At 74.8% G+C, this 13,353-nt stretch carries 8 protein-coding genes; 4 read left to right on the plus strand and 4 right to left on the minus strand.

Annotated elements, in window-relative coordinates:
• Positions 1–13: 13 nt before the first annotated feature.
• A complete protein-coding gene (locus NRO40_RS13215; protein ID WP_058943213.1) occupies positions 14–2,359 on the minus strand; it encodes a heavy metal translocating P-type ATPase in 2,346 nt (781 codons plus the stop codon).
• A 272-nt stretch (positions 2,360–2,631) separates the two neighbouring features.
• Between NRO40_RS13215 and NRO40_RS13220 the strand changes: the two genes are divergently transcribed.
• On the plus strand, positions 2,632–3,327 hold the full coding sequence (locus tag NRO40_RS13220) for a copper homeostasis protein CutC (protein ID WP_058943214.1): 696 nt from the start codon (positions 2,632–2,634) through the stop codon (positions 3,325–3,327).
• A gap of 134 nt (positions 3,328–3,461) precedes the next feature.
• Here NRO40_RS13220 and NRO40_RS13225 read toward each other — a convergent pair whose 3' ends face one another.
• Positions 3,462–5,495: a HelD family protein gene (locus NRO40_RS13225; protein ID WP_058943215.1), complete on the minus strand. Its 2,034-nt coding sequence runs from the start codon at positions 5,493–5,495 to the stop codon at positions 3,462–3,464.
• A gap of 747 nt (positions 5,496–6,242) precedes the next feature.
• On the opposite strand from NRO40_RS13225, the gene NRO40_RS13230 reads away from it, so the two are divergent.
• The 3 genes from NRO40_RS13230 to NRO40_RS13240 are packed head-to-tail and all read left to right on the plus strand — an operon-like array spanning position 6,243 to position 8,775.
• Positions 6,243–6,983: an ABC transporter ATP-binding protein gene (locus NRO40_RS13230; RefSeq protein WP_058943216.1), complete on the plus strand. Its 741-nt coding sequence runs from the start codon at positions 6,243–6,245 to the stop codon at positions 6,981–6,983.
• Entirely contained in the window at positions 6,980–7,954 is a 975-nt protein-coding gene (locus NRO40_RS13235) for a hypothetical protein (protein WP_157901894.1), read from the plus strand. The genes NRO40_RS13230 and NRO40_RS13235 overlap by 4 nt, the downstream gene beginning before the upstream one ends.
• A complete protein-coding gene (locus NRO40_RS13240; protein ID WP_058943218.1) occupies positions 7,951–8,775 on the plus strand; it encodes an ABC transporter permease in 825 nt (274 codons plus the stop codon). The genes NRO40_RS13235 and NRO40_RS13240 overlap by 4 nt, the downstream gene beginning before the upstream one ends.
• Before the next feature lie 168 nt (positions 8,776–8,943).
• On the opposite strand, the gene NRO40_RS13245 is transcribed toward NRO40_RS13240, so the two are convergent.
• Together NRO40_RS13245 and NRO40_RS13250 are read right to left on the minus strand one after the other, a co-directional pair.
• Positions 8,944–10,587, minus strand: coding sequence for a DNA repair helicase XPB (locus tag NRO40_RS13245; RefSeq protein ID WP_058943219.1), 1,644 nt, complete (start codon positions 10,585–10,587; stop codon positions 8,944–8,946).
• A gap of 256 nt (positions 10,588–10,843) precedes the next feature.
• Complete coding sequence (locus NRO40_RS13250) at positions 10,844–13,306, minus strand: helicase C-terminal domain-containing protein (protein ID WP_079047218.1); 2,463 nt, start codon at positions 13,304–13,306, stop codon at positions 10,844–10,846.
• Between the last annotated feature and the right edge of the window lie 47 nt (positions 13,307–13,353).

Raw genomic sequence — 13,353 nt, forward strand, 5'->3', positions numbered from 1 at the left:
GGCCCCTTCCCCGCTACGTCACGGCCCGGAAGCCGCGCAGGCGCAGGCTGTTGCCGACGACGAAGACGGACGAGAACGCCATCGCGGCCCCGGCGATCATCGGGCTGAGGAAGCCCGCGGCCGCCAGCGGCAGTGCCGCCACGTTGTACGCGAACGCCCAGAAGAGGTTCCCCTTGATCGTCCCGAGGGTGCGCCGGGAGAGCCGGATCGCGTCGGCGGCGGCCCGCAGGTCGCCCCGGACGAGGGTCAGGTCGCCCGCCTCGATCGCCGCGTCCGTACCGGTGCCCATCGCCAGGCCCAGGTCGGCCTGGGCGAGCGCGGCGGCGTCGTTCACGCCGTCGCCGACCATGGCGACGCTGCGGCCCTCGGCCTGGAGGCGCCGTACGACGTCGACCTTGTCCTGCGGCAGCACCTCGGCGATGACGTGCTCCCGGTCGATGCCGACCTCGGCGGCGACCGCCTCGGCGACGGTCCTGTTGTCACCGGTGAGCAGGATCGGCGTGAGGCCCAGCGCGCGCAGCCTGCGGATCGCCTCGGCGCTGGTGTCCTTGACGGCGTCGGCGACCTCCAGGACGGCCCGCGCCTCGCCGTCCCAGGCGACGGCGACGGCGGTCCGGCCCGCCGCCTCGGCGGCGTCCCGGGCGCGGGCCAGCTCGTCCGGCAGGCCGATCGACCACGCGTCGAGCAGCTTCTCCCGCCCCACCAGCACCGCGTGCCCGTCGACGACGCCCTGGACGCCGAGGCCGGGCACGTTGACGAAGTCCTCGACGGCGGGCAGGGCGCCCGTCCGCGCCACCGCCCCGGCCGCCACGGCGCGGGCCACCGGGTGCTCGGAGGCGTCCTCCAGGGCCCCGGCCAGCCGCAGCACCTCGACCTCGGCGGCGTCGGCGGCCTCGCCGGCGTCGCCCGCCTCGCCGGTCGCCCCCGTCTCGCCGGCGGTGTGGACGGCGAGGAGCGTCATACGGCCGGTGGTGACGGTGCCGGTCTTGTCGAGGACGACGGTGTCGGCCCGGCGGGTGTTCTCCAGCACCTCCGGCCCCTTGATGAGGATGCCGAGCTGCGCGCCCCGGCCGGTGCCGACCATGAGCGCGGTGGGCGTGGCGAGGCCGAGGGCGCACGGGCAGGCGATGATCAGGACGGCGACGGCGGCGGTGAACGCCGCGGTCACCCCGGCGCCGCCGAGCAGCCACCCGGCGAGGGTGGCGAGGGCCAGGACGATGACGACGGGGACGAAGACGGCGGAGATCCGGTCCGCGAGCCGCTGGGCGGCGGCCTTGCCGTTCTGCGCGTCCTCCACCAGCTTCGCCATCCGGGCCAGCTGCGTGTCGGCGCCGACGCGGGTGGCCTCGACGACGATCCGGCCGCCCGCGTTGAGCGTCGCGCCGGTGACCGCGTCGCCGACCGCCACCTCCACGGGCACGGACTCGCCGGTCAGCATGGAGGCGTCCACGGCGGACCGGCCCCCCACCACGGTGCCGTCCGTGGCGATCTTCTCGCCGGGCCGGACGACGAACCGGTCGCCGACCCGCAGCTCCTCCGCCGGGACGCGCACCTCGCGGCCCCCGCGCACCACGGTGACCTCCTTGGCGCCCAGCTCCATCAGCGCCCGCAGCGCCGCGCCCGCCTTCCGCTTGGAGCGCGCCTCGAAGTACCGCCCGGCGAGGATGAAGGCCGTCACCCCGGCCGCCGCCTCCAGGTAGATGTTGCCGGCGCCGTCGGAGCGGGAGATCGTCAGCTCGAAGGGGTGCGTCATGCCCGTCATGCCGGCCGTGCCGAAGAACAGCGCCCACAGCGACCAGAGGAACGCGGCGGTCGTACCGACCGAGATGAGCGTGTCCATCGTCGCGGCGCCGTGCCGGAGGTTGGTCCAGGCGGCGCGGTGGAACGGCCAGCCCGCGTAGACGACGACGGGCGCGGCCAGCGCGAGGGAGAGCCACTGCCAGTTCGCGAACTGCAGCGGCGGGACCATCGCCATGGCCACGACGGGGACGGAGAGGACGACGGCCGTGAACAGCCGCTGCCGCAGGTCGCGCAGGTCGTCGGCGTCCGCGCCGGCGGCGCCGTCGGCGCCGGGCCCCTCGCCCGCCGCCCCGCCGTCGCGCGCGCCCGCCCCGGCGGGGGGTGCGGGCGGCCGGGCGGTGTAGCCGGTCGCCTCGACGGTGGCGATGAGGTCGCCCACCGACACGTCGTCGCCCCGGTAGGTGACCTTCGCCTTCTCGGTGGCGTAGTTGACGGTGGCCTCGACACCGTCCATGCGGTTGAGCTTCTTCTCGACGCGCGCCGCGCACGAGGCGCAGGTCATGCCGCCGATGGCGAGCTCGACCTCGGCGGTGCCGGGCGTGGTGGCGGGGCCGCTCATCTCGCGCTCATCTCCACTCCTGCGGATCCGGACACCCCGGGACGGACATCCAGGGCCCATACCCTGGGGGGGTATCTCTTTCCTTCAGTGTATACCCCCCTCCGGTAACCCCGTCACCCCCGCGGCGGCCATCCGGCGACCACTCGCCACCAGCCGGCCGCGCGTCGAGCGCCCACAGGACGGCTACCGCGGGGCCCCCACGCATTAGCATTGGACTAGACCTGTACGAGCCCCGTACGGGATCGACATCCGCCTGCGAGGAATGGGGTCCGATGAGCAACCGTGCAGTGCTGGAGGTGATCGCCCTCGACGCCGAGGACGCCATCGCCGCCCAGGCCGGAGGAGCGGACCGCCTGGAGCTGGTCACCGACATGGCCGCGGACGGGCTCACCCCGTCCCGCGAGACGTACGCCCGGATCCGCGCCGCCGTGGACCTCCCGCTGCGCGTCATGCTCCGCCTCGACACCGGCTTCGCCGCCGGGGACGTCGACGCCCTCGTACGCGCCGCGGGCGAACTGCGCTCGGAGGGCGCCGACGAGTTCGTCCTCGGCTTCCTCGACGCCGAGGGCCACCCCGACCTGGCCGCCCTGGAACGGCTCGTCACCGAACTGGACGGCTGCCGCTGGACCTTCCACCGCGCCATCGACCACTGCGCCGACCGCGGCGCCCTCCGCAAGCACCTGGCCGACCTGCCGGGCCTCGACACGTACCTGACGGCCGGCTCCGCCGCCGGGGTCGACGCCGGCCTCTCCGTCCTGACCGCCGAGGCCGCGCAGCGCGACCTCCCCGGGTACGAGGCGGTCCTCCTCGTCGGCGGCGGCCTGCGCCTCGACCACGTGCCCGCGCTGCGCGAGGCGGGCGTCGACGCCTTCCACATCGGCGGCGCTGCCCGCCCGGCCGGCTGGACCTCCCCGGTCGTTCCCGGCGCGGTCAGCGCCTGGCGCCGCGCCCTGGACCAGGCGGCCTGACGGGGCGACCCTGACCGGGGCGGACTGACGGGGCGACCCGGACGCGACGGCCTGACGGGCGCGGACTGACGGGGCGCGGACTGACGGGCGCGGACTGGCGGGCCTCCCGCCCCCCGCCCGTCAGGCGGTCGGGGTCAGGCGGTCAGGTGGGCCGGCAGCGGGGCGGCGTGGACAAGGGTCAGGCCGGAGACCGCGCGGGTGAGCGCCACGTACAGCCGTCGCAGCCCCGTCCGCTCGTCCGGCTCCCCGCCCACCACCGCCGCCGGCTCGTCCAGCACGACGTAGTCGTACTCCAGGCCCTTCGCCAGCGACGCGGGCACCAGCGTCAGCCGCGCCCGCGCCGAGGTCTCCTCGCCCGGCGCGAGGAAGCCGAGCCCCGCCCCGTCCAGCGCCCGGGCCAGCTCCGGGACCCGCGCGTCGGCCGCGATGAGCCCGACGGACCCCTCCCGCCCCAGGAACTCCCGGCACGCCGTGACGACCGCCGGGTCCCGTTCCGCCTCGCCGACGGCCCGCACCTCCAGCGACCCCGGGTTCTCCCGCACCGACCGCACCTCGGCCAGCCCGGGCGCGATGTGCGGCAGCAGCCGCGAGGCGTACGCGATCACCTCGCGCGGCACGCGGAAACCGGCCGTCAGCTCCTCCACCACCGCGTCCGGCTTGCCCAGGTGCCCCAGCGCCTCCGTCCAGCTCCGCGTCGCCCACGGCGTCGTGCCCTGCGCCAGGTCGCCGAGGACCGTCACCGACCCCGTCGAACAGCGCCGCCCCACCGCCCGGTACTGCATCGGCGACAGGTCCTGCGCCTCGTCCAGCACCACGTGCCCCAGCGAGTGGGTGCGTTCCACCAGGTCGGCCGCCTCGTCGACGAGGACGGCGTCCGCGGGCGACCACTTCGCCGACCGCACGCCGCGCGGCGGCCGCGTCCACAGGATCGCCTTCTGCTCCTCCTCGGTGAGGACGCCCCGCGCGTGCTCCGCGAGGAACTCCGCGTCGGACAGCAACCGCAGCACCAGCTTCGCCGGGTCGACCGGCGGCCAGACCGCCTTGACCGCCGCCTTCACCGCCGCGTTGCGCGCCACCGCGTCCTGCACCCGGTCGTCCGGCGCCTCCCCGGCCTCCTCCATCCGCACCAGCACCGCGTGCGCGATGCGCCGCGGCAGCGCCTCACGGGCGGCGCCGTACCGCATGTCGCGGGCGAGCAGCTCCCGGACGATCTCCTCCACCTCGTACGCCGGCACCCGCCACCGGCGCGACCCGCGCACCACGACGACCGGCTCGACGGGCGGCGTCACGTGCGAGCGGACCGCCCGCCGCAGCACCTCCGCCATCCGGGCGTCGCCCTTCACCACGGCCGCCGCCGCCTCGTCCGCGCCCCGCACCTCGACGTGCGTGCCGACCAGGTCGTCGACGGTCGACTGCCGCACCTCCAGCTCGCCCAGGGCGGGCAGCACCTGCTCGATGTACCGGAGGAACGACCGGTTCGGCCCGATGACGAGCGTGCCCGTCCGCGCCAGCCGCTCCCGGTGCGCGTACAGCAGGTACGCCACCCGGTGCAGGCCCACGGCGGTCTTGCCGGTTCCGGGCCCACCCTGCACGCACACCGACCCGGACAGGCCGCTGCGCACGATCTCGTCCTGCTCGGGCTGGATGGTCGCGACGATGTCCCGCATGGGCCCCACACGCGGCCGCTCGATCTCCGCCTGGAGCAGCCTGCTCGTGGTGTCGGCCTCCTCCGGGTCGGTCAGGTGCTCATCCTCGTACGCGGTGAGCTCGCCGCCCGTGTACCCGAACCTGCGGCGCAGGCCGACGTCCTGCGGGTCCTTGCGCGACGCCCGGTAGAACGGCTGCGACACCGGCGCGCGCCAGTCGATCACCATCGGGTCGCCGTGGGCGTCGTGGACGTGCCGCCGCCCGATGTAGAAGCGCTGCCCCTCCTGCGTGGTGTGCAGGTAGTCGAGCCGCCCGAAGAAGAGCGGGGTGTGGCTGAGGTCGGCGAGCGCCTTGACGCGCTCCTCGATCTGGCGGGAGAGGACGGCGGCGTTGACCCAGTTCGCGGTGACGTCCCGGATGTCGAGCGCCTCCACGTCCTCCCGCATGGCGCGCAGGGCGGCACGGGAGGCCCCGAGGTGGGCGCGCTCGCGCGCGAGGGGGTCCGAGTCGGTCGTGGACATGGCGGTGCCTCCGGGCGGAACGATCACGAGGTGAGGTCGGGCCGTCCGGTTTCCGACCGGAGGGCGGCGCTCCCTGCGGGGAGGCGGGCAAGCGGGAAATTGTAGTGAGCAGGGCCGGCGCACGCGAACGGTTTTTCCGCGCGTCCGCCTCGGCAGCGAGCGAGGTGCCGCAGGCGGGCACGGTAACGCGCCACCTGCTCGATTCATGGCGAGCAATCCGGCCAATCAGCGATCATCCGGTTGGCCCGAGCCTTTAGCAGCGCCATGATTGCAGCCAAAGAGAAAGCACTGGGGGGTTTAGTCATGAAATGGAAGAAGCTGGCATCGCATGGAGCTGCCCTCACCACTTTGGCCGTTGGCGCGCCCACGGCAATAGCGGCGAGCCAGTCGTTCCCCTGGACGGCGGGGGCGTTCAGCAAGGGCAGTGAGTCCCGTCGCTGGGACTCACTGGGGGGGAACACACAGACTCAGACTTCCTGCACCCGAACCGGCGGCGGCCGGGGTGGCGTCGTGTCGTACGAGCTGTGGCGGCATGTCTCCGTGGCACCCGATAGGAAAATCGGGTATGGCCGGGAATTCGACTGCTCCCTCACAGACCAGACGAAATCCTGGGACCAGGCTTCGTCCGGGACGTATTACTGGAAGCTCTGGACGGTGCCGACGGATTGTCTCACGCCGGGCGGGAACTGCCCGATGGACTTGACAGGCCGCACCGCCTACACGACCAGCTGAGGTAGTCGCTCTGTGATGTTCCATGAGCAGGAGCGGCAGGCCGTGCTGGCCTGCCGCTCCGTCAGCAAGACGTACGGCTCGCAAGCCGTCGTGTCGGACGTGACGCTGGAGGTGGCACCCGGCGAGGTCGTCGGGTTGCTCGGCGCCAACGGAGCCGGTAAGACGACCCTGATGCGCGTGGCGTGTGGGCTGGTCAGGCCCACGGCGGGATCCGTACAAGTCCTCGGTGAGCACCCGCCGTACTCGCCCGCCGTCGCCCGGCAGGTCGGCGCCGCCTTGGACACGCCGGCCTTCTACCGGTGGATGACCGGGCCCACCCAGCTCCGCAGCCTGCTGCACTCCTCCGGCGTACCGGACCGGGGACAGGCCCTCGCCGCGATCAGGCGCGTCGGCCTGGAGGACGAGGCCCGCAAGCGCATCCGCGCGTACTCGCAGGGCATGCGCCAGCGCCTCGCCCTGGCCGCCGCCCTGATGCGCGGACCGCGCCTGCTGGTCCTGGACGAGCCGACCAACGCGCTGGACCCGCACGCCGTCGTCATGGTCCGCGAGCTGATCCGGCGTGAAGCGGACAGCGGTACCGCCGTCCTGGTGTCCAGCCACCAGCTCGACGAGATCCAGCGGATCTGCGACCGCGTCGTCGTCATGAACCGCGGTACCGTCGTCGCCAGCGGGGCACTCGACGAGATCGGCCTGGGCGAGGCCGAGTCCCTGGAGGACTGGTTCTTCCGGATCAGCGGGCACAAGGGGTCCTGGTGACGATCTGGCATGTGCGCGCGGAATGGCGCAAGATCGCTTCACGTCCGCTGACGCTCCTGTTGTTCGCGGTCCTGACCGTCGGCTGTGTGACGACGGCGTTCTACGCCCAGGACTACTGGTCGCACACCGTGAACGCGGCCCAGAACGGTTTGCGGAACATCGAGAACGGTGAGTCGTACCGGAGCTGTCTGGAGCTCAATCCGAAACTGGGGCCCGAATACTGCACCAGGACCGGGGAGGCGGAGCGGCAGGGCACCGAAGAATGGGTGGCCGACTCGCGGGAGAAGGCTGCCGAGGCCGCCCGCGCGCAAACCGTGCCCGGCGCCTTGGGCTGGGCCGCGCAGGCGTTCGCCTCCTTCCCCGGGCTGGTGGTCCTGGTGCTCCTCGCCGCGCAGTCGATGGGCACCGAGTACGACAACCGGACCGCCGGGAACCTCCTGCTGGCCGACCCGCGCATCCGTACGCACATCCTGGCCAAGGCCACCGCTCTGTGGCTCACCACGGCCGCGGCCCTGTGCTGCGCCGGGGCTGCCGTTGCCGTGTTCGGCCTGGTGAAGGGGCGCGCGGATTACCCGCTCCACGCGTTCCACCTCCCACCGGGCGAGGACCTGCTCCACGGACTGCGTCTGTGGGGCGGCGCGCTGGCCGTCACGGCCGTGTGGAGCCTCGTCGCCGTCGCGCTGGCCGCACTGGCGCGCGGCCAGGCGGGCGGGATCGCGCGGTCCGGGGCCCTGCTCGTCCTCCTCATGCTCGGCTCGGGGGCCACCTGGCTGTGGGGATGGCTGCCCGGGGGCATCGTCGCCGACGTGATGGCCTTCCACCCCGGTGACGTGCTGTGGAACGTCTGGTGGGGCCCGGAATCGGGGAGCGCCGTCCCCCTGCCCGTCCGGGCCCTGCCCACCGTCCTGGCCACCGCCCTGGGGATCTGGTGGATCATGCACGCCGCCGGGCGCGGGAACGAGGTCACATGACCGGGTGGTTCGCCTGCTGGTACGCCGAGCTGCGCAAGGCCGTCCTGTCCCCGGTCGTCCTCCTCTCTGCCGCCGGTGCGGCGCTGCTAGCAGCGGTGATGGGCCTGTACGGCTTCCGACACGCCTACCGGCACTTCGAGGACGGCGCCCCCGCCACGTACGTCGACGAGCCGGCGGGCGCCCTGTGGGCGGCGGCCCAGCACTCCGGGACCTTCGTCGGCCTGCTGGTCGCCGGTGCGTTGGCGGGCGCGCTGTACGCGGTCGAGTGCGAGTCCGGCATGTGGCCGTCGCTGCTGGCGGCCCGGCCGGGACGGGCCCGGCTGCTCGCCCTGAAAGGGGCCGTCGCCCTGCTGCTGACGACCGCGTTCACGGTTGTCCTGGCCGCCGTACTGTTCGCCGTGGGCCGGATGGCCGCCGGGGTGACGGACTTCGCCACGACCGAAGGCCCCGGCTGGGCGGCGGCCGCGCAGGCCGCGGCCAGGTCCCTGGTGGTCCAGATCCTCTTCGTCACGGTCGCGTTCGCGGCGGCCTCCCTCACCCGCAGGACCGTCGGGACGATGGCGGCCGCCCTGGGACCCGTGATCGTGCTCGCCCCGATCGTGGGCATCGACGACATCGCCCCGCTCCACCCGCAGACTTGGGTGGCCGCGTGGCTGCGGCTTCCGGACGAGGCGCAGTACGCCCTTTACCTGTGGACGCGGGAGCCGTCACCGGGGACGGGCACACCCGGCGTGGCGGCGCTCCTGGCGCTCGCCGCCGCCCACCTCGGGGTCCTGGCCCTCGCGGCGCGGGGAGACCGGCTGTTCAGCCCCGCCGACTGACCGCGCCCCCGCCGGGTCCGGCGGCGGCGCTGGGGCGCCCGCGTGGCGGAGGCCGTCCGGGCTCCGGCTGGAGGGCAGAGCACGCGGACGACCCGCAGACGCCGCGACGGCACAAGACGTACTGCCGGGGACGCGGACGCCGGCTTCACCTGTGAGACGCCGGAGGGCTCAGGTTTCGCTGAGGAGGTCGCCCGCGTCGACGATCCGGTACGCGTACCCCTGCTCCGCCAGGAACCGCTGACGGTGCGCGGCGAAGTCCTGGTCGATGGTGTCCCGCGCGACGACCGAGTAGAAGTGCGCCTGGTGCCCGTCCGCCTTCGGCCGCAGGACCCGCCCGAGCCGCTGCGCCTCCTCCTGGCGCGACCCGAACGTCCCCGACACCTGGATGGCGACGGTCGCCTCCGGCAGGTCGATCGAGAAGTTCGCGACCTTCGACACGACGAGGACGCTCAGCTCGCCGTTGCGGAAGGCGTCGAAGAGCTTCTCGCGCTGCGCGTTGGACGTCTCGCCCTTGATGACGGGCGCGCCCAGGTGCTCGCCCAGCTCGTCCAGCTGGTCGATGTACTGCCCGATGACGAGGATCTGCTGCCCCGCGAACTTCCGGACGATCGCCTCGGTCACCCGGCGCTTGGTGTCCGTCGTCGCGCAGTACCGGTACTTCTCCTCGCTCTCCGCCGTGGCGTACGCGAGCCGCTCGGACTCCGTCAGGTCGACGCGGACCTCGACGCAGTCGGCGGGCGCGATGTACCCCTGCGCCTCGATCTCCTTCCACGGCGCGTCGAACCGCTTCGGGCCGATCAGCGAGAACACGTCCGACTCGCGCCCGTCCTCGCGCACCAGCGTCGCGGTCAGCCCGAGCCGCCGCCGGGCCTGGAGGTCGGCGGTGAACTTGAAGACCGGCGCGGGCAGCAGGTGCACCTCGTCGTAGACGATCAGGCCCCAGTCCCGGGAGTCGAACAGCTCCAGGTGCGGGTAGACGCCCTTCCGCCGGGTGGTCAGCACCTGGTAGGTGGCGATGGTGACGGGCCTGATCTCCTTGCGGGTGCCGCTGTACTCGCCGATCTCGTCCTCGGTGAGCGACGTGCGCTTGACCAGTTCGTGCTTCCACTGGCGCGCGGAGACGGTGTTGGTGACCAGGATCAGCGTCGTCGCCTTGGCCCGCGCCATGGCCCCGGCGCCCACGAGGGTCTTGCCGGCGCCGCACGGCAGCACCACCACGCCCGACCCGCCGTGCCAGAACCCCTCGACGGCCTGCTTCTGGTACGGGCGCAGCTCCCAGCCGTCCTCGTCCAGCTCGATCGGGTGGGCCTCGCCGTCGACGTACCCGGCGAGGTCCTCCGCCGGCCAGCCGAGCTTCAGCAGCGTCTGCTTGATCTGCCCGCGCTCGGAGGGGTGGACGGCGACCGTGTCCGGGTCGAGGCGCTCCCCGACGAGCGGCTTGATCCGCTTCGACCGGAGCACCTCCTCCAGCACGGGCCGGTCGGTCGTGGTCAGCACGAGGCCGTGGACGGGGTGCTTGCCGAGGCTCAGCCGCCCGTACCGCGCCATGGTCTCGGCGACGTCCACGAGCAGCGCGTGCGGCACCGGGTAGCGCGAGTACTCGACCAGGGCGTCCACGACCTGCTCGGCGTCGTGCCCGGCGGCGCGGGCGTTCCACAGGCCGAGCGGCGTCAGGCGGTAGGTGTGGATGTGCTCCGGCGCCCGCTCCAGCTCGGCGAAGGGCGCGATGGCCCGCCGGCAGGCGTCGGCCCGCTCGTGGTCGACTTCGAGCAGGAGTGTCTTGTCGCTCTGGACGATCAGCGGTCCGTTCACGCCTCACCCTTTCCGTACGGCCCCGAGGACGCGGCCAAACCTCCAGTGTGCCGCATGGTCGGCGACGCGGGGCCGGCCCCGGCCCGCCCGCGACCGGGCCGGGCCCTCCCGGGGCCGGGCCCCCTCCCTGGGGCGGCCCGGGGAGGCCCCGGCCCCGTCGGGGCAGTCCCGGCACGGTCCGGGGGCCGACGGGGGTGGTGCGGTCGGCCGCCCCGGACCCGGCCCGGTCCGGGCGGCTGCCGGGTCGGCGGGGCCGTCACTCGTCGGCGAGTTCGGCGACGCCCGTGATGCGGTGCAGGGCGTACGTGCGGACCTCGTCGGCGGTGTGGTCGTAGGCGGTCACGAAGCCGCCCTCCACACGGACCGGGGCGATCACGCGCTGGCTGGCGGCACCCTCGGCGTTGACGTAGCCGATCCACACGGCCGAGTTGGTCAGGGCCGCCGCCTGGACGGTGGCGAGGGTCTCGGCGGCGGAGGTGCGCGGCAGGGCGCCGTCGGCGCGGGCGGTGGTCGCGGTCTCCGGTTCCTTGCGGGTGACGGTCGCCGCGAGGTCGCCGGCGCGGATGGCGCGGACGGCGGCGCCGAGGAGGGTGGCGTCGGGCACCGGCGGCCCGTCCGGGACCGGCGCGGGCGCCGTACGGGGGCCGGTGCGGTAGGCGTCGGCGCGGGTGACCAGCACGTCGCCCTGGGCGGACTCGGCGGCCGGGGCGAAGCCCATGGACCGCAGCCCGTCCAGCAGCGCCGCCGGCGCGGCCTTGGAGGCGAGGACCGTCGGGGCGAGCCGGCGCAGGCCCAGCGACGCGGACCGCTTGTCCGCGAGGATCTCCCCCAGCACGGCGTCGTCGTCGCAGCGCACGTACGAGGAGGCGGCGCCGACGCGCAGGTGGCCGTGGCGGCGGGCCACGTCGTCGATCAGGTACGCGAGCGGCTGCGGCACGGGCGTGCGGGAGTGCTCGGCGAGGAAGGCGTGCAGCTCTGCGGCGGTCCGACCGGCGTCCAGGGCGCGGCGCACCGAGCCGGGCGTGAAGCGGTAGACGGTCGCCCCGCCCGTGGACTCGACGTCCGCGAGGACCGACAGGGCGTCCGCGAGGGGGCGGCGCAGCGGGCCGGGGGCGACGGCCGTCAGGTCGGCCTGGAGCAGGACGTGGTCGACCGGTTCGGGCAGCAGGGGCGCGAGCAGCGCCACGGCGGCCTCGCCGTCCGGGTCGTCGAGCAGCGCCCGGCCGTGGCCGGAGAGGGCGCCGCGGCCGGTGACGCCGAGGGTCTCCGCCTCGGACAGGGCCCAGACGGCGAGGCGGGCCCGCAGGTCGGCGCCGGCCGCGCCGCCGCGCAGGGGCCGCTCCCAGCGCAGCCGCGCGAGGAGGACGTCCGGCTCGGCGGCGCTGCCCGGCGGGAGCGCGGCGAGCAGTTCCAGCACCCGGCGCCGCACCTCGGGCGCGGCGCCCCGGTCCAGGTCGGGGCCGAGCACGGACAGGGTGCGGCCCTTGGCGTCCTGCCCGCCGACCAGCCCGGGGGTACGGGTGGAGGCGAGCCACGTCCCGGCGAGGCGGGCCCAGCGTCGGGCGGCGGGCAGCTCCAGCCACGCGTCGTACGCGGGGGTCGGCGCGTACCGCTCGCCGGCCTCGCCGTCCGGGGCGAGCAGCCCCGTCCCGTACAGGAGTTCCAGCCAGAACGCGGCGACCGGCTCCGGCACGTCGAGGGCGGTCGCAGTGCGCTTGAGGTCGCGGACGGACAGGCCGCCGGCCCGCAGGACGGGCGGCCCGCCCTGGTCCCACTTCTTCAGCAGCTCCTCGGCGGTGGCGAGCGCCGTGTACGCCTGCCCGGCCGCCGTGCCGTCCACAACCTGTGGACGGTACTCGCGGGCCGGCTCCACGGCCGGCGGCGCCGGCTCGGGCACCCGGTGCGCCCGCCCGGCGCGCAGGTGCAGCGCCACCTCGCGCGGCAGCGCCACCGTACGGGCCGACACGGGCAGCAGCAGACCGCGGTCGCGCAGCCAGCGGACGGGCGGCGCGGGCACGGCGCCCACCTCGCCGTACGGCGGCCCCCACACCAGCCGGTCCAGCACCCCGAGCGCGTCGGCGGGCGCCTGGTCCAGCAGGGCGTCCATCCTCGTCCGGTCGGTGAACAGCCCCGTCAGGGCGGCCACCGCCGACACCGGGTCGTGCGTGGACGGCAGCCCGACGGCCTGGAGGATCTCCTGGACGCGGCCGGGCGACATGCCGGCCGTCGCCTCCGCGACGGTCGGCCCGAGCCCCGTCGGCGACGGGTGCTGCGGCGACGGCGCGAGCAGCTCCCGCGCGGTGCGGACCAGCCGCAGCCGGTCGTCCCCGCCCCACACCAGGGCCTGTTCGCGCAGGACGGCCACGGCGCCCGGCAGCGCCCGTGCCACGGCCGCGTCACCGACGTCCCCGGCCATGAGCGCGAGCAGCGCCGGGTACGGCGCCGGGTCCGGCGCCACGGCCAGCGCCTCGGCGGTCTGGAGCGCGAACCGGTCGAGCCGCTCCAGGGCCCGCACGACGGAGGCGCGCGTACCGGCCCGCGTGGCGAGCTGCGTCAGGTCGGTCGGGACCGGCACCAGCAGGTCCGGACGCGCCCGCAGCAACGCCGCGATCCCCTCGTCGCCCCGCGCCCGCAACGCCTCCGCGAGCGTGCGGGGCGCCGCCGTACCGTCTTGCTCCTCGGGCACGTGCGCCTCCCGCTCGGTCTCGCCGGTCGCCATCCGCACCACGTTAGCCCCTGGCCCCGTCCCAGGCGCTAACGTCGGGA

The organism is Streptomyces changanensis (assembly GCF_024600715.1).
GTDB classification, from domain to species: Bacteria; Actinomycetota; Actinomycetes; order Streptomycetales; family Streptomycetaceae; genus Streptomyces; species Streptomyces changanensis.

What these genes read in the sequence shown, in the direction of transcription:
- NRO40_RS13215 (WP_058943213.1), bottom strand. Translation starts at nt 2,359, where the DNA reads ATGAGCGGCCCCGCCACCACGCCCGGCACCGCCGAGGTCGAGCTCGCC.
- NRO40_RS13220 (WP_058943214.1), top strand. Translation starts at nt 2,632, where the DNA reads ATGAGCAACCGTGCAGTGCTGGAGGTGATCGCCCTCGACGCCGAGGAC.
- NRO40_RS13225 (WP_058943215.1), bottom strand. Translation starts at nt 5,495, where the DNA reads ATGTCCACGACCGACTCGGACCCCCTCGCGCGCGAGCGCGCCCACCTC.
- NRO40_RS13230 (WP_058943216.1), top strand. Translation starts at nt 6,243, where the DNA reads ATGTTCCATGAGCAGGAGCGGCAGGCCGTGCTGGCCTGCCGCTCCGTC.
- NRO40_RS13240 (WP_058943218.1), top strand. Translation starts at nt 7,951, where the DNA reads ATGACCGGGTGGTTCGCCTGCTGGTACGCCGAGCTGCGCAAGGCCGTC.
- NRO40_RS13250 (WP_079047218.1), bottom strand. Translation starts at nt 13,306, where the DNA reads ATGGCGACCGGCGAGACCGAGCGGGAGGCGCACGTGCCCGAGGAGCAA.